Source organism: Paenibacillus puldeungensis (genome assembly GCF_042678945.1).
GTDB lineage: Bacteria > Bacillota > Bacilli > Paenibacillales > Paenibacillaceae > Fontibacillus > Fontibacillus puldeungensis.
This window is the reverse complement of the sequence record NZ_JBHTLM010000002.1, coordinates 294,709-313,028: the sequence shown is the minus strand read 5'-3', so window position 1 is coordinate 313,028 and position 18,320 is coordinate 294,709. Positions and strand designations below refer to the sequence as shown.

At 49.8% G+C, this 18,320-nt stretch carries 13 protein-coding genes; 6 read left to right on the top strand and 7 right to left on the bottom strand.

Annotation, left to right across the window (positions count from 1 at the left end):
* Window positions 1-159 precede the first annotated feature (159 nt).
* Window positions 160-1,440, top strand: a complete 1,281-nt coding sequence (locus ACFQ3W_RS04085) for a nitrate/nitrite transporter (RefSeq protein ID WP_379316883.1) — start codon at window positions 160-162, stop codon at window positions 1,438-1,440.
* 77 nt (window positions 1,441-1,517) lie between these two features.
* Complete coding sequence (locus ACFQ3W_RS04080; RefSeq protein ID WP_379316880.1) at window positions 1,518-3,761, top strand: molybdopterin oxidoreductase family protein; 2,244 nt, start codon at window positions 1,518-1,520, stop codon at window positions 3,759-3,761.
* Between the two features lie 94 nt (window positions 3,762-3,855).
* On the opposite strand, the gene ACFQ3W_RS04075 is transcribed toward ACFQ3W_RS04080, so the two are convergent.
* Window positions 3,856-4,296, bottom strand: coding sequence for an Hsp20/alpha crystallin family protein (locus ACFQ3W_RS04075; protein ID WP_379317207.1), 441 nt, complete (start codon window positions 4,294-4,296; stop codon window positions 3,856-3,858).
* Window positions 4,297-4,961: 665 nt separating this feature from the next.
* A complete protein-coding gene (locus ACFQ3W_RS04070) occupies window positions 4,962-6,041 on the bottom strand; it encodes a copper amine oxidase N-terminal domain-containing protein (protein WP_379316878.1) in 1,080 nt (359 codons plus the stop codon).
* Between the two features lie 265 nt (window positions 6,042-6,306).
* Between ACFQ3W_RS04070 and ACFQ3W_RS04065 the strand changes: the two genes are divergently transcribed.
* On the top strand, window positions 6,307-7,668 hold the full coding sequence (locus tag ACFQ3W_RS04065; RefSeq protein ID WP_379316876.1) for a M14 family metallopeptidase: 1,362 nt from the start codon (window positions 6,307-6,309) through the stop codon (window positions 7,666-7,668).
* 76 nt (window positions 7,669-7,744) lie between these two features.
* On the opposite strand, the gene ACFQ3W_RS04060 is transcribed toward ACFQ3W_RS04065, so the two are convergent.
* The gene (locus ACFQ3W_RS04060) at window positions 7,745-8,494 is read right to left on the bottom strand and encodes a DsbA family protein (protein WP_379316874.1); all 750 of its coding nucleotides are present in this window, start codon (window positions 8,492-8,494) and stop codon (window positions 7,745-7,747) included.
* Window positions 8,495-8,600: 106 nt separating this feature from the next.
* Window positions 8,601-9,305: an SDR family NAD(P)-dependent oxidoreductase gene (locus ACFQ3W_RS04055; RefSeq protein ID WP_379316872.1), complete on the bottom strand. Its 705-nt coding sequence runs from the start codon at window positions 9,303-9,305 to the stop codon at window positions 8,601-8,603.
* Window positions 9,306-9,560: 255 nt separating this feature from the next.
* Here ACFQ3W_RS04055 and ACFQ3W_RS04050 point away from each other — a divergent pair, with 255 nt between their 5' ends.
* Window positions 9,561-10,046 carry a hypothetical protein gene (locus ACFQ3W_RS04050; RefSeq protein ID WP_379316870.1) on the top strand — a complete coding sequence of 162 codons (486 nt, stop codon included), beginning with the start codon at window positions 9,561-9,563 and terminating at the stop codon, window positions 10,044-10,046.
* A gap of 269 nt (window positions 10,047-10,315) precedes the next feature.
* Here the strand turns inward: ACFQ3W_RS04050 and ACFQ3W_RS04045 are convergent, their stop codons facing one another.
* Window positions 10,316-11,104: a protein-glutamine gamma-glutamyltransferase gene (locus ACFQ3W_RS04045; protein ID WP_379316868.1), complete on the bottom strand. Its 789-nt coding sequence runs from the start codon at window positions 11,102-11,104 to the stop codon at window positions 10,316-10,318.
* Window positions 11,105-11,290: 186 nt separating this feature from the next.
* Between ACFQ3W_RS04045 and ACFQ3W_RS04040 the strand changes: the two genes are divergently transcribed.
* Together ACFQ3W_RS04040 and ACFQ3W_RS04035 are read left to right on the top strand one after the other, a co-directional pair.
* A complete protein-coding gene (locus ACFQ3W_RS04040; RefSeq protein ID WP_379316866.1) occupies window positions 11,291-13,237 on the top strand; it encodes a BglG family transcription antiterminator in 1,947 nt (648 codons plus the stop codon).
* A gap of 111 nt (window positions 13,238-13,348) precedes the next feature.
* A complete protein-coding gene (locus ACFQ3W_RS04035; protein ID WP_379316863.1) occupies window positions 13,349-15,319 on the top strand; it encodes a fructose-specific PTS transporter subunit EIIC in 1,971 nt (656 codons plus the stop codon).
* A gap of 116 nt (window positions 15,320-15,435) precedes the next feature.
* Here the strand turns inward: ACFQ3W_RS04035 and ACFQ3W_RS04030 are convergent, their stop codons facing one another.
* Both ACFQ3W_RS04030 and pyk read right to left on the bottom strand, forming a co-directional pair.
* Entirely contained in the window at window positions 15,436-16,227 is a 792-nt protein-coding gene (locus tag ACFQ3W_RS04030; RefSeq protein WP_379316861.1) for a CPBP family glutamic-type intramembrane protease, read from the bottom strand.
* A 605-nt stretch (window positions 16,228-16,832) separates the two neighbouring features.
* A complete protein-coding gene (gene pyk, locus ACFQ3W_RS04025; protein ID WP_379316859.1) occupies window positions 16,833-18,248 on the bottom strand; it encodes a pyruvate kinase in 1,416 nt (471 codons plus the stop codon).
* Between the last annotated feature and the right edge of the window lie 72 nt (window positions 18,249-18,320).

Below are 18,320 nucleotides of genomic sequence, written 5' to 3'. Positions count from 1 at the left end.
TATTCCGGCCTTGGCACAACGCGGTGCAGCCGGTGGCAACGGTGCCGTAGGAACAATCGAGAATGATTGTCCCTGCGGCTCTTTCTGTTTTGCGGAGCTTTTAGGTGAGCTTGAGCAAATCTTTGGCGGAATCATGAAATCAAGAGAGGGGAATGGACGATGGAACGGTCGGGATTTTGGAAAAGCGGGCATAAGCCCTCGCTGCTGAGTGCATTTATGTATTTTGACGTCAGCTTTATGATTTGGGTGCTAATCGGCCCCTTGTCGATCATTATGATGCAGGATTACCCCATGACCCCCTCGCAGAAGGCAAATCTGGTCGCGCTGCCGATTCTAGGTGGTTCAATTCTTCGCCTGGTGCTTGGTGTGCTGGCCGACCGGATCGGCCCGAAGCGCACCGGCCAATTTGGCATGATTATTACGATGATCCCGCTCATATGGGGATGGCAATTCGTCGATTCGCTCGGCGAACTCTACGGTGTCGCTTTGCTCCTTGGTGTAGCCGGAGCATCCTTCTCCGCCGCTTTGCCGTTAGCCAGCCGCTGGTACCCGCCGCAGTATCAGGGCCTTGCAATGGGGATCGCCGGAGCTGGCAACAGCGGAACGGTCTTCTCCACGCTGTTTGCGAATCGGCTCGCTCAGCATTTCGGCAGCTGGGAGATGGTTTTTGGCCTGGCATTGATCCCGATATGCCTTGTCTTTGTCGTGTTCACTTTGCTGGCCAAGGACAGCCCAACCCAGCCCGAACCGATGCGTCTCAGCAATTACGCGACTGTATTAAAGCAAAAGGACACCTGGCTGTTCAGCCTGTTTTACATGGTCACCTTCGGCGGATTTGTCGGGATGTCCAACTATTTAACCATATTTTTCAATACAGAATACGGGCTTAGCGCGGTCAAGGCGGCCGACTTCACGACACTTTGCGTCATTGCCGGCAGCTTCTTCCGTCCGGTGGGCGGGTGGTTGGCCGACCGCATCGGCGGCGTACGCATGCTGCTTGCGCTTTATGCCGGGGTTGCCGTCATGATGGCTCTAATTTCTTCTCTACCGCCACTTTATTTAGTCACGATTCTACTGTTTATCGCCATGATGTGTCTCGGGATGGGCAACGGCTCCGTCTTTCAGCTGGTTCCGCAGCGCTTCCAGAACGAAATCGGCGTCATTACAGGAATCGTCGGTGCGGCCGGCGGTCTTGGCGGTTATTTTCTACCGAATATCCTCGGTATCCTGAAGCAGACAACCGGCTCCTACACGCCCGGTTTCCTCATCTTAAGCGGCATTGCACTAGCCTGCATCGCTATGGTAGCCATCGTTCAAGGCCACTGGAAAAAAACGTTCCTTAGCAACGTCATCACGTCGCAGCAAGGCTTGGCCCCATCCAGTTCATCCAGCTCACCCAGCCCTCATGCTCGGCTTGATAACTCGCCCGCTTCGTCATGATTCCCTTAAGCAGAACATGAGCGAGACGACAAGCTGTAGATCTACTCGCTCTCTTGTTTATCCTCTAACGAAAGGAGATGCCTCATATGTCGCTTATACCTGGTGCCGCCCTGTCCGGGCAGGATGGGCGAGTGCGGACTCACTGCTGCTTCTGCAGCATGCAGTGTGGTATTGAACTGCAGGCGAGTCCAGGGGGATCGTCTGGTTACGAGGTAAAGCCGAGCCCAGATTTCCCTGTAGCTACCGGACGTCTATGCCAAAAAGGCTTCAACTCCATGAACCACACGCTGCACCCCGAGCGGGTGTTGACTGCTCGGCGGCGGCATCGCCTGCACCTGCTCAGCTGGGAAGACAATCTAATTCAGGCAGAACAGACTCAGGCCGGCGGCGCATGGGAGAAAAATGCGTGGGAGGAGGCTCCTTTGGAGAAGGCTCTGGACGAGATCGCCGAGCGTATTCAGAGCCTTCAAAAGCAGTATGGCCGAGACTGTATCTCCGTCTACGGTGGCGGATCACTCACCAATGAGTTGTGCTATCTCTTGGGCAAGTTTACTCGTGTTGCGCTGGGCTCTCGTTACGTGGATTACAATGGCCGATATTGCATGTCCTCTGCCGCAGCCGCCCAGCAGCTCGCCTTTGGAATCGACCGGGGGCTGAGCTTTCCTCTCGAAGATATTCCGAAGGCCAAATATATCATTCTGGCCGGGACGAATATCGCCGAATGCCAACCAACGCTTATGCCTTACCTTATGGAGGCCAAGAAGCAGAAGGCCGTGATTGTCACGATCGATCCCCGGCGGACGCTAACCTCAAAGATTGCGGATATTCATATGGAGCTGCAGCCGGGACATGATTCTCTGCTCGTAAGCGGCCTACTGCATGTCATTTTGCTGGAAGAGCTGTATGACAAAGCCTTTGTCGCGAGCCATACCGAAGGGCTAGAGGAGATCCAGAAAGCCGTCCTTCCTTTTTCACCGGAGCGTGTGTCCGAAATAACCGGCGTGTCCCCGGATATCATCCGTACTGTCGCTCGGGGGTTTGCCGGAACGGACGCCGGGATCGTCCTGACCGCCCGCGGATTGGAGCAGCAGGTGAACGGTGTCGAGCATACGCTTCAGTACATCAATCTCTGTCTGCTGACGGGCAACATCGGCAGGCCCGGGAGCGGCTTCGGCTCGGTAACGGGGCAAGCGAACGGGCAAGGCGGGCGCGAGCATGGCCTTAAAGCCGATCAGCTGCCTGGCTACCGTTCCATTGAAGACCCGGAGGCACGGGCTCACGTTTCCCGCGTTTGGGGAATCGATCCAGCCAAGCTGCCGGGAAAAGGGGTGTCCGCCTATGAGCTGTTCGGCAAGATTCTGGACGGGGATATCAAAGCCATGATCATTCTCGGCTCCAATCCCATCGTCTCCAGTCCGAACAGTTCCCGCGTCGCGGAGGCGCTCAGTAAGCTTGAGCTGCTCGTCGTTGTCGACCTGTTCGAGACAGAAACCGCCGCCTATGCGGATTGGCTTCTGCCGGGTTCATCCTTTCTGGAAGTCGAAGGCACGCTCACCAACCTGGAGGGGCGGGTATTCCACCGCCCTCAGGTGTTCCCGCCGCCCCCCGGCATCCTGCCGGATGACAAGCTTATCTGTGCGTTAGCCGAGCGGCTGGGTAAGGGACGCTACTTCAGCTATGCGTCAAGCGAGGACATCTTTGACGAATTGTGCCGCGCCTCTGCCGGCGGCAAGGCCGATTACAGCGGGATGAGCTACTCCCGCATCCGTGAATCGCACGGCCTGTTCTGGCCGTGCCCTTCCGGCGAACATCCCGGCACGCCGCAGATGTTCGAGGGCGGCAGCTTTGCGCGGCCCGGCGGGCGCGCCCGGCTGCATGCAATCATTCCCGAGCCTCCCGCGGAATCGCCTGACAGCGATTATCCATATATCTTAACGACCGGCCGGCTCGGGAACCATTATTTGAGCGGCTCCCAAACCCGCCGCACCCCCGCTCTCACCAAGAAAGCGCCCGTACCGGTGGCGGAAATCCACCCCACCCTGGCCGAGACGCTAGGGCTTGAGCCAGGCGATAAAATCCGGCTCACCTCCCGCCGGGGCTCACTCGCTTTTGACGTGAAACGGTCTCCCGCGATTCACCCCAAAACGATATTCGTCCCTTTTCATTGGGGCGGCGAGCTGTCCATTAACCGATTGACGAGCGATGCGCTGCATCCGATCAGTCGGATGCCCGAGTTTAAGATATGCGCCGTCCGCGCGGAGCGGATCGCACCTGCTATCACAGACGTGCCGGAGAAAGCAGTAAACGACCTACATGCGTAGGAGTAAGTAGCATTAATAAAGTGAATAAAATCTTTTCGCAAGAACAAATGGGCTAGACCGAGGGATTCCCTTGGCTAGCCCATTTGCGATATGCCTATTCCTGAATCTCGATGCGTCTTGTTTGGGTTTGCGGCCGTTTCGGGATTTCGAGTGACAGTACGCCGTCCTTCAAAGACGCGCGGATTCCATCTTCATTGATGTCCTCTACGTAGAATCTCCGCACATATTCGCCATACCGACGTTCTCTCCGTACCATGTGCTGGTCGTTATCCTCTACGCTATTATCCTCCTTGCGAACTGCCTTAATCGTCAGGTAAGGGTTTGCGTAGCCGATATCGATATCTTCTTTTTGAAAACCGGGCAGTTCAGCCTCAACCAGATACAATTGATCGGTTTCGCGAATATCCGTTTTGAACGACATCGTTGAATTTTTTAACGGCATGAAGAAATCGTCGTTAAAGAAATCGTTAAATGACTTCGCCAACTGACTAAACGCATCTTCTTTGTGTCTCCCAAAAGGAATCATATCAAACATCATCCATTACCCCTTTCTTTGACCTTATTTGACCTTACGCCTTTATTATAGGCAGTGAGGGTCGATATTACAAAGCCGATTTAAGGCCAAATCCTCCCATTTGGGGGCATTTTCGCTGGTTTTAGGGTGGTACTGTCGCTCGATCTGTTAGTTTGACCTTTTCTGACTTTTACTCTTATCACTATGATATCCTGACCAGAAATACCGTCAATCCTCTATATTTAAGTACACCTTGGCCATTCCGACCAATTCTTGTTTGTCGCTCTCTGATCCGCGGTAAGGAACAGCGGGCAAACACTCAGAACTCCTAAGTAAATGTAAAAAGCGCAGCTATTTCAGAAGAATCAACCGCATAATCACTAATAATTGCAGAATGTACATTTAATAGCTGGGGACAAGGCGGAGATGTGCTAAAAGGGCTCATTTAAATGTACTTAATGCAGCTAATTCCTCATTCCCTTAGGGTATAGCGAGATTTAGATGTATGAAATACAGCTATCCCCACTCTGGCAACCACTGGGTATGGGCGTAGGACGTGATCCGGCATAAGAAAACGACGTCTATCAATGTACTATCAACATAGCCAGGTCGCACCAAGCAGAGAGGCAATCCAAAAAGCCGACCCTTTCGGGCCGGCTTTCTTGCCTTATTTTACTATGATCTGCTTATTGCTGTGTTGTCGTTGTCGTCGTTGTTTGTGTTGTTGGTGTCGTTGGCTCTGTTGTAGTTTGAGTCGTTTGTTGTGTAGTCGTTGGTGTCGTTGGCTGGTCGTAAATGACTACCGATTGGGAAACCGGCTCCCATTTTACAATAGCATCAAACGCTTCGCTGACGAACCGCACTGGAACAACTGTAGTGCCGTTCACCACGGAGGCCGGAACATCAAGCGTTTGCTGCTGGCCGTTCACAACCGCCGTTTTGCTGTTAATAATAAGCTTCAAAGTAACTCCGTCTTTTGTTACCGTAATCGAGCGCTCCGTAGGATTCCAGGCTACCTCTGCCTGTAAGGCCTCAGAAATCGCACGGAACGGAACGAGTGTGCTTCCATCTTTGACGATCGGCGTTGCATTCGTAGTTGGTTGTTCGCCATTTACATAGAGCTTAACGCCCTTCTTGCCCAATTTGTCGAGCATTTTACCAAGCTGTTTATAGGATTCAAGATTCGTGACGTCCACCAAAACAGCTTCTTCCTGCAAATAAACCGCATCGGTCACACTGCCGCTTTTCTCCATCAATTCAGCAGCTTTTTTCAGCGCTTCGCCTTTTTCTCTAATGCCTTCCAAAACAACCTTCATTTCAGGCGACAGCTTTACTTCATATTTCGTCAATAGCAGATTGGCCAATACGGCACCAGCCGGCTTGTCCTTCACATTTTCGATCGCCTTCAACAAACCTTTATAGCCGTTGTGGCCAGGGCCATAAGTATCGGTCGTAACCGTAGCTTTCTTCTCGGCCTTATCTTTTGCTTTTTCTTGTTCTTTAGCGGTTTTTTCCTGTTCTTTTACAGCTTTTTCCTGTTCCTTGGCTGCCTTCTCCTTGGCTTTTTCCTGTGCTTTGGATGCTTCTACTACCTTCGTTTCAGTTTGAGCTCCGGTAACGGTAGCCTTCACTTCAATTTGGACATTTTCAGCCGCTTCGGCTTTCTTCTCGGCCCCCTGACCATTTCCAGGTTTTGCCAAGGCCGTTCCTGCCGTGAGGCTCATCGCCAATAGACAGGATAATGCAATCATCGAGCTTTTTTTCATTATTAATTCCCTCCTTGATTTGTGCATTTAATATTTAGTTCGCAGCCATGTCGAATTTTGTGAGGGTATGGGGCATTTTTAATTGACGGTCATCGTCTTTCCATTTTATACTGCCCTCTAGCTATTCATAGATTCGCATCTAAGAGGGATGAAAGAGAGATGAAGAACATTGGTGAAGTCAGCGGTCCGGAAGTTTGTTTTGCGAAGTGTTTTGCTATCATTAAGTGTTATGTTACTAGTTTCAGTTTGGGGAATATCTTCACATGTGCTAGCCGCTGAAAGTATCGTAAATCCCCACCAGATCTATTCGTACAAAGTGATGCAGAGGGACATGGAGAAGCTGGCGGAGACCTACCCAGATCTGATCTCCTACGAATCTTTGGGACAAACCAAATATGGTCGGCATCTATGGGCTATTAAAATAGGCCGGGGCCAATCCGTTCTATTCCTGAACGGTTCCCACCATGCGAGGGAATGGCTGACAACGCCACTACTGATGAAAATGCTTGATACCTATGCAGCGGCATATTACAGCAACACGAGCATCTCGAAATACTCGGTTCGCGATCTACTCGATAACGTTAGTATCTGGGTCGTTCCAATGGTTAACCCGGATGGCGTGACCTTGTCGCAGCAAGGGACCGCAGGATTGCCGCAAAGCCTAGCAAAGCTCCTTAAAAAATATAATGGCAACAGCAGCAACTTCAACCGCTGGAAAGCGAATATGGAGGGTATCGATCTTAACCGTCAGTACCCCGCCAGCTGGAATACGATCAGAAACTCGACATCTTACCCTTGGTATCAAAACTATAAGGGAAAGCAGCCAGCACAAGCCAAGGAAGTGCAAATGCTGATGGACTTCACTTACCGGATTGATCCGGAGGTAACCGTATCCTATCATAGTTCGGGGGAAATCTTGTTCTGGCACTTCAATACTTTAAGCAAAAATGTAGCCCGGGATAAGGCTATGGCGATCGATCTCGGGAACCTAACCGGGTATTCTCTGGTGAGGCCGGAAAAGAACCCGTCAGGCGGAGGCTATAAGGATTGGTTTGTTCAACAATTTGGCCGCCCTGGCTTTACGATTGAAATCGGAGATTATGCCGGTGAGGGAAGCCTCCCTCTTTCTCAGTTCAATACCATATGGAACGAAAATCGTGAAGTTGGACTATATACAGCCCAGCGAACCTATAACCTATGGTTAGGCAAACAAAAGGTACAGTCTGCCCAGCAGTCTCTAAGTCTTCTGGCAGGAACAAGCTTGTATTCGTATCCAGGGGCGAAAGGCGCCTTATCCTCCCTATCTCCGCAGGTTCTCGAGATTACTGCACAAAAGGGAGACTGGTATGAAGTAAGCGCAGATATCGGAACCGGCTGGATTCATCCTGCCCCGGGAATGCTGGCATCCGTGGAACAGTTGAATGGAACCGCGCTGCTTCAGGAGACGGTGACATCCTATCAATATCCGGACCCGTTTGCCCCGATAATTTCCACAGTGACACCTCAGAACGTTCAGGTTACCGGACGCTGGGAAAAGTGGCTGCGGATCCATACGGAGAGCGGCGACCAGTGGATTGACGGACACAATATTGAAGTGCAAGAAGGCACAGCACCAGCGACGCAATAATTTATGCTTTTTTCAAAAAAGAACGCTCCCGGCGCAACATACCGGAGAGCGTTCTTTTTAAAAACGAAACTTATTATTATTGGGCAGATCCCAACTTGGCATCGATTGCTGTCGCTAACTCTTCATAGTCGGAGCTTTCCAGCAGCTTACCATCGATCATAAATTGCGGTGTCCCGTTAACACCGTAGTAGGCAGCCGTCTTAAAATCTTCCTTAACGGGAAGCATATAGGCTTGATCCTTTAAGTCCTTAACAAACCGGTTGTAGTCGATTCCGTCGATATTTCTCTTGACGAAATCCATTAGAAATTCCTGAGTGGCCCAAATTTCCGTTTCATCGCCTTGATTCTCGAAAAGCTTGCTTTTAAACTCCCAAAACTTATCGTTGCTTTGAGCAGCAATAGCCTCGCCTGCACTAGCCGCCATGATGGAATCCCGGTCGATGAAGGCAAAGTTGATGAAATAGAGCTCTACTTTGCCGGTGTCGATGTATTCCTTCTTGAAGCGATCCATATTCGCAGCCTCCCAATCCTTGCAGGACGGGCATTTGAAATCAGCGAACTCTATGATCTTGATCTTTGCACTCGGACTGCCCAAATGAGGCTGCTTTTCGTACTTTAAGCCTTTGGCTTCATATTTCCCTCGAATTTCCGTATAGTTCGGAAGCTCGCCTATGTTAGGAGCCTGCTTTGAGTCCCCAAAGAAAATAGCTGCGAGTGTAATGGCTAATAAGCCTATAACAAGAGCCGCTAGAATGTAAATATAGCCTTTCTTCTTGGGACTGTCGTCTTTCGCTTTGCTCTGATTTTTTTTATTGCTATGGGCCATCCGCCATCCATCCTCCCTTGCTTCACAAGACCCCATTCTAACGTAGGTTTCAGGGTAAGGACGTAATCTTGGTCACATAGATAACGGCCTGGACCTTCTTTCTTCCTTAAAAAGGCATAGCCTGTCCCTTATAATCAATCATATAGGCTTCATCCATCGGCAGCTTAGTCTTCCGTTCGAGCAAATCAACAATGCCGCGTGCGGAATCCTCCGGATTTTCCGGAGCCTCCCATCCGCCCATCGACGTCCGAATCCAGCCCGGATGAACGGAGTAAACAGCAAAACCTTGGGGTGATAGCTCCTTACGAAGCTGAGCCGAGAAGAAATTTACCGCATTCTTGGACAGCGCGTAGGAATAATCACCACCATAAGCATGGGCAAAGCAGCCCGACTCCGAGCTTATGTTCAGAATACAAGGGTTGGAGCTTGCGCGAAGCATAGAAAGAAAATGCTTAACCATTTTCATAGGTCCATACAAATTAGTTCGAAAGGTGTTCTCTGCCGCCGCGAACTCCAGCTTCTCGATACTTTGCTCCCTGGCTAAGACGATTCCGGCATTGTTAACTAAAACGTCAAGCCCCTCCCATCTCCCCTGCATGGCTTCTTTGGCTTTCACGACCGACTCTTCGTCATCCACATCCAGCTCCAGAAGCGTAAGCCGTCCTGGCGCTTTCTTTTGCAGCCCTTCCAGTACCTCCAAATTAGTATCGAGCGAGCGAATTCCTGCCACAACTTCATGACCACGATTCAAAGCTTCTGTTACGATTTCGAGCCCGAGTCCCCGGCCGGCCCCAGTTACCAGTATTTTCATAAGAGATAAGTGCCCCCATTTCCAAATATTTGACGCTTACGGTACCTAACGTATCCCTTATCTTGGAAAAAATCAATATATTTCTGAATTCGCTTACATTAGTTAAAATCTTAAATTTTTTATATAAGTTGAACTAATGATTGTACGGATAGAGGAAGACGAGTGAAATGTGAGAGCATTTTGACAAAAGGGACGTTCACAAATGCCCAGATGTCGGAATAAGATGCATCATGAAAAAAAGGAGGAATTGATAAAATGTTACCTACACCAAATATGCATTCACCTTACGGCGGAACCGCCCCTATGAGTCAATCTAGCCCTATGCACCACACTGAAATGATGATGGATCCAACAGCCCACAAAAAACACATGATGGATATGTGTAAGAAGTACCACCATCACCTGATGCACATGGAAGGAACCGACGGCAGAACGTTCGAAGGGATTATCGACGGAATGGATGACGATCACGTGTATATTCTCATGCCTGTTGGCGATACCGATATGGATGACCGTCAATACCCGGTCGCCGGCAGTTATGGATATGGCGACGGCGGTTATCCCTACAGAGGCTTCGGTGGCTTCGGTGGCCCCGGTGGCTTTGGTGGCCCCGGTGGCTTTGGTGGCCCCGGTGGCTTCGGTGGCCCCTTTTTCGGCGCCCCCAGAAGATTTCGCCGGTTTAGACGTTTCCCCCTGCCATTCTTTTTTCTGAGAAGACTGTTTTTCCCGTTCTTCTTTTAATGAGCTGTTATTTGCAAGCAGGTCGTTCCTCTCGCCACAAACTTCCAGTTTCCTTGTTAGTCAGGCTTGCTTGAGTGGCTAGGCACCATCTAGATGTAAAAAGTGTATCTATTTTTTCTGGAATCCCTTTTTCTCCCGCATTAGTTGTAGAAAGTGCATTTAAAGGCAGCGCAAATCGTCTCCATCGGCCTATCTGGTTACGATACTTACAGTCATTTCGCCTAAAGAACCTAGCGGAAAATCCACCGCTAGGTTCTTGTTTGTATACCTCAGACGATTTCCTTAGGACGTTTGTAAACCTGCCCACCGATCCGGGCAAAAACACCTGCTAACCCGCGCAAATGTTCATAATTCGGATGTATCACCTGATTCATCAGATAGGCAGAAACCATACTCCCCGGTCTCCTTCTGGCATTTAAAGCAGCTATGATGCTTGCAGACGACTTAATACCGACTCCATGCCCGTAATAGAGGTCATCCTCCAGTTTAATAACATTTTCCCCCTGCCATTCCGGGGTTTCCGGGTTATGATCGGGATTTTTGAAATACAGGATATCCCCGGGACTGGCCTCCATAGGCCAACTGGTTTGCGTAAATCCTAAGTCGCTATCATAATGCCAGTCATATAGAAGCAAATCGTTAAAGTAAGTGTTGAAAGCTTGAGGCCCGATTTGATCCAGTACGGCTTTATACATCACAATCATGATAGCCATGGAGCATTCAAATCCATAGAGCGGACCGTTCTGATATATATCCTGAATTCCGTCCGATGGCATTACACCGTCTCGCAGCCGGAAGCCACCTTTATCCGTTCGGGACCAGAAGCGTTCGTTGCAATGAGATTTTCGATACGTAGCAAATTTAACACCGCTAAATTGCAGCGCCTTTGCTGATTCCACTGTCCTGCGCCTAAGACTTAGCTCAAACAGCAAATCGTCCAGGGAACTGTATACATAGGGAAGCGGACTTCTTTCCTTTTTCTGTACGATTTCGTTATAAAAAGGCGCTAGAGCAAGCTGGTTCAGTTGCATTTTTTCACCGGGCGGCATTATAATCATACTTTCCCTCCTGACTTCATGGGTTTTAGACCTAGTTTCTAGTTTATTGTACGTTCAGCTATCCGTTTTGGTGTAAGCCGGGGAGAATAGGCTCAAATTATGCATGACATAATAAGTGGGATATTGTTGAAGCAGGATCCGGTGGATGGGACACCAACATTTTGAATCAAGGTGTTGAAGGCTATCATGAATACCCGCCAGAAAGACATTTTGTATACGCTGATCACGGAACCTCGCCCCCATTTTGTGGTGCGGGATATCGCCTTGAAGCTGAATTGCTCGGAAAAAACGATCCGCAGCGATTTTGAAGAAATCGACCGCTATTTGAACGAAAGCTCACATGCTCGGCTTATCAGGAAACCGGGACTTGGCGTCACCCTGGAAATTGAAGAAAGCGAAAAGGCAAAAATACTGGATGAGCTGTACTGGTCTGCGGATCGACGGGAGCAGGACAATGACGATCATCGGATTGCCTTGATTGCGTACCAGCTGCTGATGAGCACCAAGCCTTTAACGATTCAAGAGCTTGCCGCCAAATACTACGTAAATAAAGCGGTCATTAAGAAAGAGTTGGACACCCTGCGCCAGTGGCTGGAAAAACGGGGGCTGGATATCGTATTTAGGCAAAAAGTTGGCATTACGATCGCCGGAAGGGAAAGAGACAGACGAGCGGCTTTATCCAAGCTATCCCAGCTCACCGGCCATTCCGGCACTCACTTCATTAAGGAGCAGTTTGCCTCCCATGAGGTGGAAATAGTTACTCGTGAACTTAGGCAGCTTGAAAAGGATGCTCAGCTCATTTTTACGGATGAGGCTTTTGACAATTTATTGGTGCACACGCTGCTAATGGTCCGTCGTACGAAGCTGAAACAGCTGATCTCTTTCTCCGACCAAGAGAAAACATTTATACGGGAAAGATCCGAGTTCACATGGACATCGGCATTTGTGCGGAAGCTTGAACCGTTATTTTCGGTTCGTTTCTCGGAGGACGAGGTATCGTACTTAACCGCCCATATATTGGGTGGAAAAATAAGGTCCCAAAGCAAATCGGAAACGAACGGAGAAGTTGATCATCCCGCAAGAAATAAAGAGCAGATTCACAATTTGGTGGAATCGCTCGTCAAAAAAATGTCCGCCCTGACTTGGGTCGAATTCGCCGAGGATGCTACGCTCATGGAAGGGCTGCATATTCATTTATATTCCACCATCAATCGGCTCAGCTACGGTCTTGCGGTATACAATCCGATGCTTCAGGACATAAAAAAGATGTATCCTTACATGTTTGACATGGTGATTTACGCCATTAAGGAAATTAGCAGCGATTATCCCTTCACAATCCCTGAAGAGGAAGCAGCCTACCTTACTCTGCATTTTCAAGCTGCGATCGAGCGGCTAAATAAACAAGCCGAACGGGTAAAGCATGTGATCACTGTATGTCATATGGGCGTTGGGATGTCGCAAATTTTACGTTCTAAATTGGAGCGCAAGTTCCAAGGACTTCATGTCGCCGACTCGGTTAGAAAGGTAGATTTGGCCGGCTATTTGAACCGGCATCCGGTTGATTTTATCGTCTCCACGATTCCTTTGGAGAATATCGCTGTTCCTTACATTTTAGTCTCTCCTTTACTGGAAACATCAGAGGTCAAAAAGCTGAATGATTTTATCGAACGGCTGGATGACGACGCGCATCACCCCGAGGCAGTGGAATCTACGCTGCACATGTATGCCCGCCCTTCGCTGGTGTTTCCAAAGCTTGAGATCAGCCACCGCTTTGAGCTCATTGAATTGCTCGCAAACGAGCTATACGAGCAAGGCTTCGCCCTGCAGGATTACGCCCACCAAGCGCTTCTTCGGGAACGTATCTCATCCACCGCTATCGGTGGAGGGATTGCTATACCGCATGGGGAACCTAAGTTGATTAAACAGTCGCAAATCGCGATTGCTACGCTTAAAGAGCCGCTGGATTGGGAGCAAGAAAAGGTATCCGTCGTGTTTATGCTTGCCCTGCAAGCTACGGAACAAGAAAACATGAAGAAGCTGTTTCAACGCCTTTCGCTTCTAAGCGAACAGCCTTCCACGATTGAACGGCTGATTCGGGCAGATCGCCCCGAACAATTACTGGATATACTCTGATTTAAAAAAACAGTTTTACCGGAACTTACGGTAATAATAAAAACTTTTCCGTCGGTTTTTTGCGGGTAATATGTTGTTTGTAAACGATTTCGAAAACAGGGGGACAGGATCATGAAAGGCAGCGATAAGAAATTACTAGCGATTACCTCATGTCCTAACGGTATTGCCCATACGTATATGGCAGCGGAGAATTTGCAAAAAGCCGCCGATAAGTTAGGAATTGGCATGAAGGTTGAGACGCAGGGCTCTATTGGCGTCGAAAATGAACTTACGGATGAGGAAATCCGTCAGGCGGACGGCATCATTATTGCCGCTGACAAAAATGTGGATAAGAGTCGGTTTGTCGGCAAAAAATTGCTCGTCGTAGGAGTTCAAGAAGGGATTCGTACCCCAGAGGCGTTGATTCAGAAGGTGTTAACAGGAGAAGTTCCGGTTTATGCAGGTAAAGGCGATGAGAACATCACCGCGAAAAAAGCGGGTGGGCAAAATCAATTTTATCGCCATTTGATGAGCGGCGTATCTTACATGATTCCGTTCATCGTCGTCGGCGGTTTGTTGATTGCGATTGCGCTCTCCATTGGCGGTGTACCAACTCCAGCCGGATTACAAATTCCAGAGGACTCCTTCTGGAAAACGATCGAAAAACTTGGAGCCGCATCCTTTACGTTCATGGTTCCAATCCTGGCCGGATTCATATCGTACAGCATTGCGGACCGTCCGGGCCTTGCACCGGGGATTATCGGCGGTTACATCGCCGCAAACGGAAGCTTCTACGGCAGCCAGGCCGGGGCCGGATTCCTTGGCGGAATTATCGCCGGTTTCCTGGCGGGTTATATCGCATTGTGGATCAAAAAGTGGAAAGTTCCTAAAGCGATCAGCGCGATTATGCCGATTATCATCATACCGGTGCTGGCTTCACTGGCAGTCGGGTTAATCTTCATCTACCTGCTCGGCGGGCCGATTGCAGCGATCTTCTCATCTCTGACCACTTGGCTTGCAGGAATGCAAGGGGCAAGCTCCATCGTACTCGCTTTAATTCTGGGCGCCATGATCGCCTTCGATATGGGCGGACCGGTCAACAAGGTTGCTTACATGTTCGGTTCGGCTATGATCGCCGAAGGCAACTACCAGATTATGGGTCCCGTTGCTGTAGCGATTGCAATCCCGCCGATTGGTCTGGGTTTGGCTACATTTATGTTTAGAAGAAAATTCCACGACGCGGAAAGAGAATCGGGAAAAGCGGCCTTTACGATGGGATTGTTCGGTATTACCGAAGGTGCCATTCCGTTTGCTTCACAAGATCCGCTGCGCGTCATTCCAAGCATTATGATCGGCTCGATGGCCGGTTCTGTCATTGCGATGTTGGGCGGAGTTGGCGACCGGGTAGCCCACGGTGGAGCCATTGTTGCCATACTCGGTGCGGTCGACAACGTCTTTATGTTCTTTATTGCATTAATCGTTGGATCACTTGTCACGGCGTTTATGATTAAGCTGCTTAAGAAAGACGTCGAGCAGCCGCAATTTGCCGGGGCCGCCGGAGTTGTAAATACGGCTCCACCCGCAGTAGAACGGACTTCGCCTTCGGTAAACAAAGCGACAGCAGTCGCTGCCGAGCACAAGCCTGTTACGAAGCTGACTGACATCATTAATGCCGGACTGATTGAACCGTCTCTGAAAGCTTCAACCCGTGACGGAGTCATCGACGAAATGATTGCGCTACTGGATGCACAAGACGTCGTTACTTCGCGGTCTGCGGTGAAAGAAGCCATTTTGAATCGCGAGCAAGAAAGCTCTACCGGGATTGGCATGAACATTGCGGTACCTCATGCGAAGTCGGATGCTGTTACAAAACCTCGGGTTGTCTTCGGGATAAAGCACGATGGTATCGATTGGAGCAGTGTGGACGGAACCCCTGCCAAGCTGATCTTTATGATCGTCGTTCCCGCCGAAAATAAAGGAAATGAACATCTGAAAATTTTGCAAATGCTGTCCCGTAAGCTGATGGACGATGGCTTCAGAGAGCGTCTGCTCCAAGTCACCTCCAAAGAGGAAGCCTTTAAGCTGTTGGACGAAATTAGATAAATCAATTGAATAAAAAACGTCCCTTTCCGGAATGGTCAGGCCAACAACCTAAAACGTTGCGCCTGCCAGCTTTGAAAGGGGCGTTTTATTTTTTAGATGAGTGGTTAAAAGTAAGCTCAGCCTTCGGGCGTGGTTTGAGCCATTTTTTTTGACAAAAAGATCCCATGAATAATAACCAGCATGCTGCACACCATGGCCATGACCAGAGCCGCTTGATCGCTTGCCGTAAGTAGATCGAAGCCTCCGTGCCAGATCACGACCGGTAGGATGCTCCAGCCGCTTCCCTTACACAACCAAGCTAACAGCACCGAACCGTAAGATAAGCTAATGGCCCAGCCGATGACGCCCCAGCCCATCGCCATGTAATTAGGATTAAAGGCAAACTCCGGAGCATGCCATAACATCCAGATCAGGGCTACAATAAGTGAGCTATACATTAGGGAATATCGCTTGTGAAGTTCAGGTAGCAAGTATCCGCGCCAACCGGATTCCTCGCCAATGCCGAACGTAAGCATCCAGACGACCGCCGTCATCCAGACATTGAGCTTTGGAAGCTTCTCGGTCAGCCCGAACTGGCTCCAATTTGGCCACGCCCCGGTGATCAAAGCGTGGGTGGATACCGCGATAATCCCATAAAGTATCGGCAGTCCGATGGCAATCAGCAGCCATTTTCCGCCAAATCGGAGCGAGAAGGCTCTTTTGACCCAAGCAACGAGCGCCTCCCTGCCTCCGCTTACCGCTGCGGTAACCGCTGCCCCAAACAATGGGCCGAAGGAGCCCAAGTAGAACTGGCCTGGAACAAAGGGGAGATGAAGCTCCCATTGACGGTTCATTAGTAAAGGCAACCACATCAGCCACGTAAATCCAAAGGCAGCGATGGTGAAGATCACTACTTTTTTACCCAACATAGGGTTCTCCCTTCAGGTACTCCTTAATGAAATAATCCATCGAAACAACAGGATAGAGATAACTTCGCTTTCCAATGCTATCTCTCCTATCAAAAGATTGGCTAAGTTTAGAATAATATGTTAATTAAATGCCATCACGGCGAAAAAAAGCGCCTGTTCCGGCGACTTCTTCGCTTTGCACGCTAACGAACTCAGGACACGCTATTCGCCTCATTTTGGCGGTTTTTTCGATCTAACGAACTCAGGACACCTTATTTAGCGCCAACTGCACACTTTTGCCACCTTTTGAGTCAAATAAGACTACTGGAGTTCGTTAGAATCTCAAATGCGGTTTTTTGCCCGTAATAGCGCTTATTCAGTTCGTTACAAATGTTCTCCGGTCGGACCGGCCAAAAGTGGCCAAGCAGAAACGCCAATTATAGCTGCACCAATTCGCGCCCTCCGTTAGAGAAAACCGTCTTGTCGTGTCGATGCAATATCTCAGGCGGCTGGACCGCGTTATTCTGCAGCTTTTCTGCCACTAAAAATTAAAACGCGAGATATAGGGATGCTTTTTGGGCCCTCCTACACTCGCGTTTTTTACAGTATATGATCAACCTCAGCGGTTATACCTGCTGGATTTGGATCAGGTTGGTTGTACCTGCTTGTCCGAGCGGCAAGCCTGCCGAGAGGACAACCGTATCCCCGGATTTTACATAACCGGAATGTACCGCACCCTGAATCGCAGAATAGAACATCTCATCGGTGGTGGTTACAGGATCGCCAAGGAACGGAAATACCCCGGATAACAAGCACAGCTTCGTTAATACATCCTGATGACGCGTTATCGCCAAAATAGGAGCCTCGGGGCGATATTTGGACACCATTCGGGCGGTAAAGCCGCTTTCGGTGGACGTAATGATCGCTTTGGCGTCCAGCTCCAGGGAGGCGCTGACCGCGCTTTGGCTGATGACTTCCGTGATGTTGGTCGCATGCAGCTTTCTTTTCCGGTTAAACTGGGCCCAATAATCGATCATCGACTCGGCTTTCCGGGCTACGGAAGCCATCGTCCTTACCGAGGCAACCGGATACTTCCCTGCGGCCGATTCACCGGACAGCATGACAACATCGGCACCCTGCAGCACAGCATTGTACACATCGCTTACCTCAGCCCGAGTCGGACGTGGATTCACCTGCATTGATTCCAGCATATGCGTGGCAACAATGACCGGCTTTCCTGCGAGATTACACTTATCGATCATTTCCTTCTGCATCATCGGTACATCCTCGACCGGAACCTCGACGCCCAAATCTCCGCGCGCAACCATAATGCCGTCGGAAGCTTCGATAATGTCATCCAGATTGTGCACGCCCTCTTCATTTTCAATCTTGGAAAAGATTTGCACGTGCTCCGCCTGATTTTCCCGCAAAATACGACGGACCTCCCGAATATCATCGCCTTTGCGAACGAACGAAACCGCAATCATCTCAATCCGCTGCTCAAGGCCAAAATGAATATGACGGATATCTCGCTCCGTCACACCGGGCAAGGTCGTTTTAATCCCGGGCAGGTTCACGCCTTTGCTCGGCTTGAGCCGACCGCCGTTCATGATTCGACAGTAGATTTCAGCGCTTTCCACACGGAGCACCCGCAGCTCAATAAGACCGTCATCAATCAGAATGCGATCATCCGGCCGCATTACGCTCGGCATGTCTGGATAGTTTACAGAAATACGCCCGGCGTCCCCCTCGATCGTCTCTGTTGTCAAAATAAGCTCTTCACCGGTTACCAAATCGCAGCTGGCTTCCTTCAACTTGCCAATTCGGACCTCCGGTCCTTTAATGTCCATCATGATCGGAACAAACGTATTCAATTCCTCAGCAGCCTGCCGCAATCGTTCAATCCGCTTTACATGGTCCTCTAGATCTCCGTGGGCCATGTTCAGTCTTCCTACCGTCATACCGGCTTGAATCATCTCTTTCAGAACGGGAATCGAATCACAGGCAGGACCTAATGTACAAATGATTTTTGTCCGTTGCAACACACGTACCCTCCTTATTTACTGTTGGATATAGTATGCTTTGTTTCCGCCTCGCCCATCCGGTATTTCATT

What these genes read in the sequence shown, in the direction of transcription:
- ACFQ3W_RS04085 (WP_379316883.1), top strand. Translation starts at nt 160, where the DNA reads ATGGAACGGTCGGGATTTTGGAAAAGCGGGCATAAGCCCTCGCTGCTG.
- ACFQ3W_RS04080 (WP_379316880.1), top strand. Translation starts at nt 1,518, where the DNA reads ATGCCTCATATGTCGCTTATACCTGGTGCCGCCCTGTCCGGGCAGGAT.
- ACFQ3W_RS04075 (WP_379317207.1), bottom strand. Translation starts at nt 4,296, where the DNA reads ATGTTTGATATGATTCCTTTTGGGAGACACAAAGAAGATGCGTTTAGT.
- ACFQ3W_RS04070 (WP_379316878.1), bottom strand. Translation starts at nt 6,041, where the DNA reads ATGAAAAAAAGCTCGATGATTGCATTATCCTGTCTATTGGCGATGAGC.
- ACFQ3W_RS04060 (WP_379316874.1), bottom strand. Translation starts at nt 8,494, where the DNA reads ATGGCCCATAGCAATAAAAAAAATCAGAGCAAAGCGAAAGACGACAGT.
- ACFQ3W_RS04055 (WP_379316872.1), bottom strand. Translation starts at nt 9,305, where the DNA reads ATGAAAATACTGGTAACTGGGGCCGGCCGGGGACTCGGGCTCGAAATC.
- ACFQ3W_RS04050 (WP_379316870.1), top strand. Translation starts at nt 9,561, where the DNA reads ATGTTACCTACACCAAATATGCATTCACCTTACGGCGGAACCGCCCCT.
- ACFQ3W_RS04045 (WP_379316868.1), bottom strand. Translation starts at nt 11,104, where the DNA reads ATGATTATAATGCCGCCCGGTGAAAAAATGCAACTGAACCAGCTTGCT.
- ACFQ3W_RS04040 (WP_379316866.1), top strand. Translation starts at nt 11,291, where the DNA reads ATGAATACCCGCCAGAAAGACATTTTGTATACGCTGATCACGGAACCT.
- ACFQ3W_RS04035 (WP_379316863.1), top strand. Translation starts at nt 13,349, where the DNA reads ATGAAAGGCAGCGATAAGAAATTACTAGCGATTACCTCATGTCCTAAC.
- ACFQ3W_RS04030 (WP_379316861.1), bottom strand. Translation starts at nt 16,227, where the DNA reads ATGTTGGGTAAAAAAGTAGTGATCTTCACCATCGCTGCCTTTGGATTT.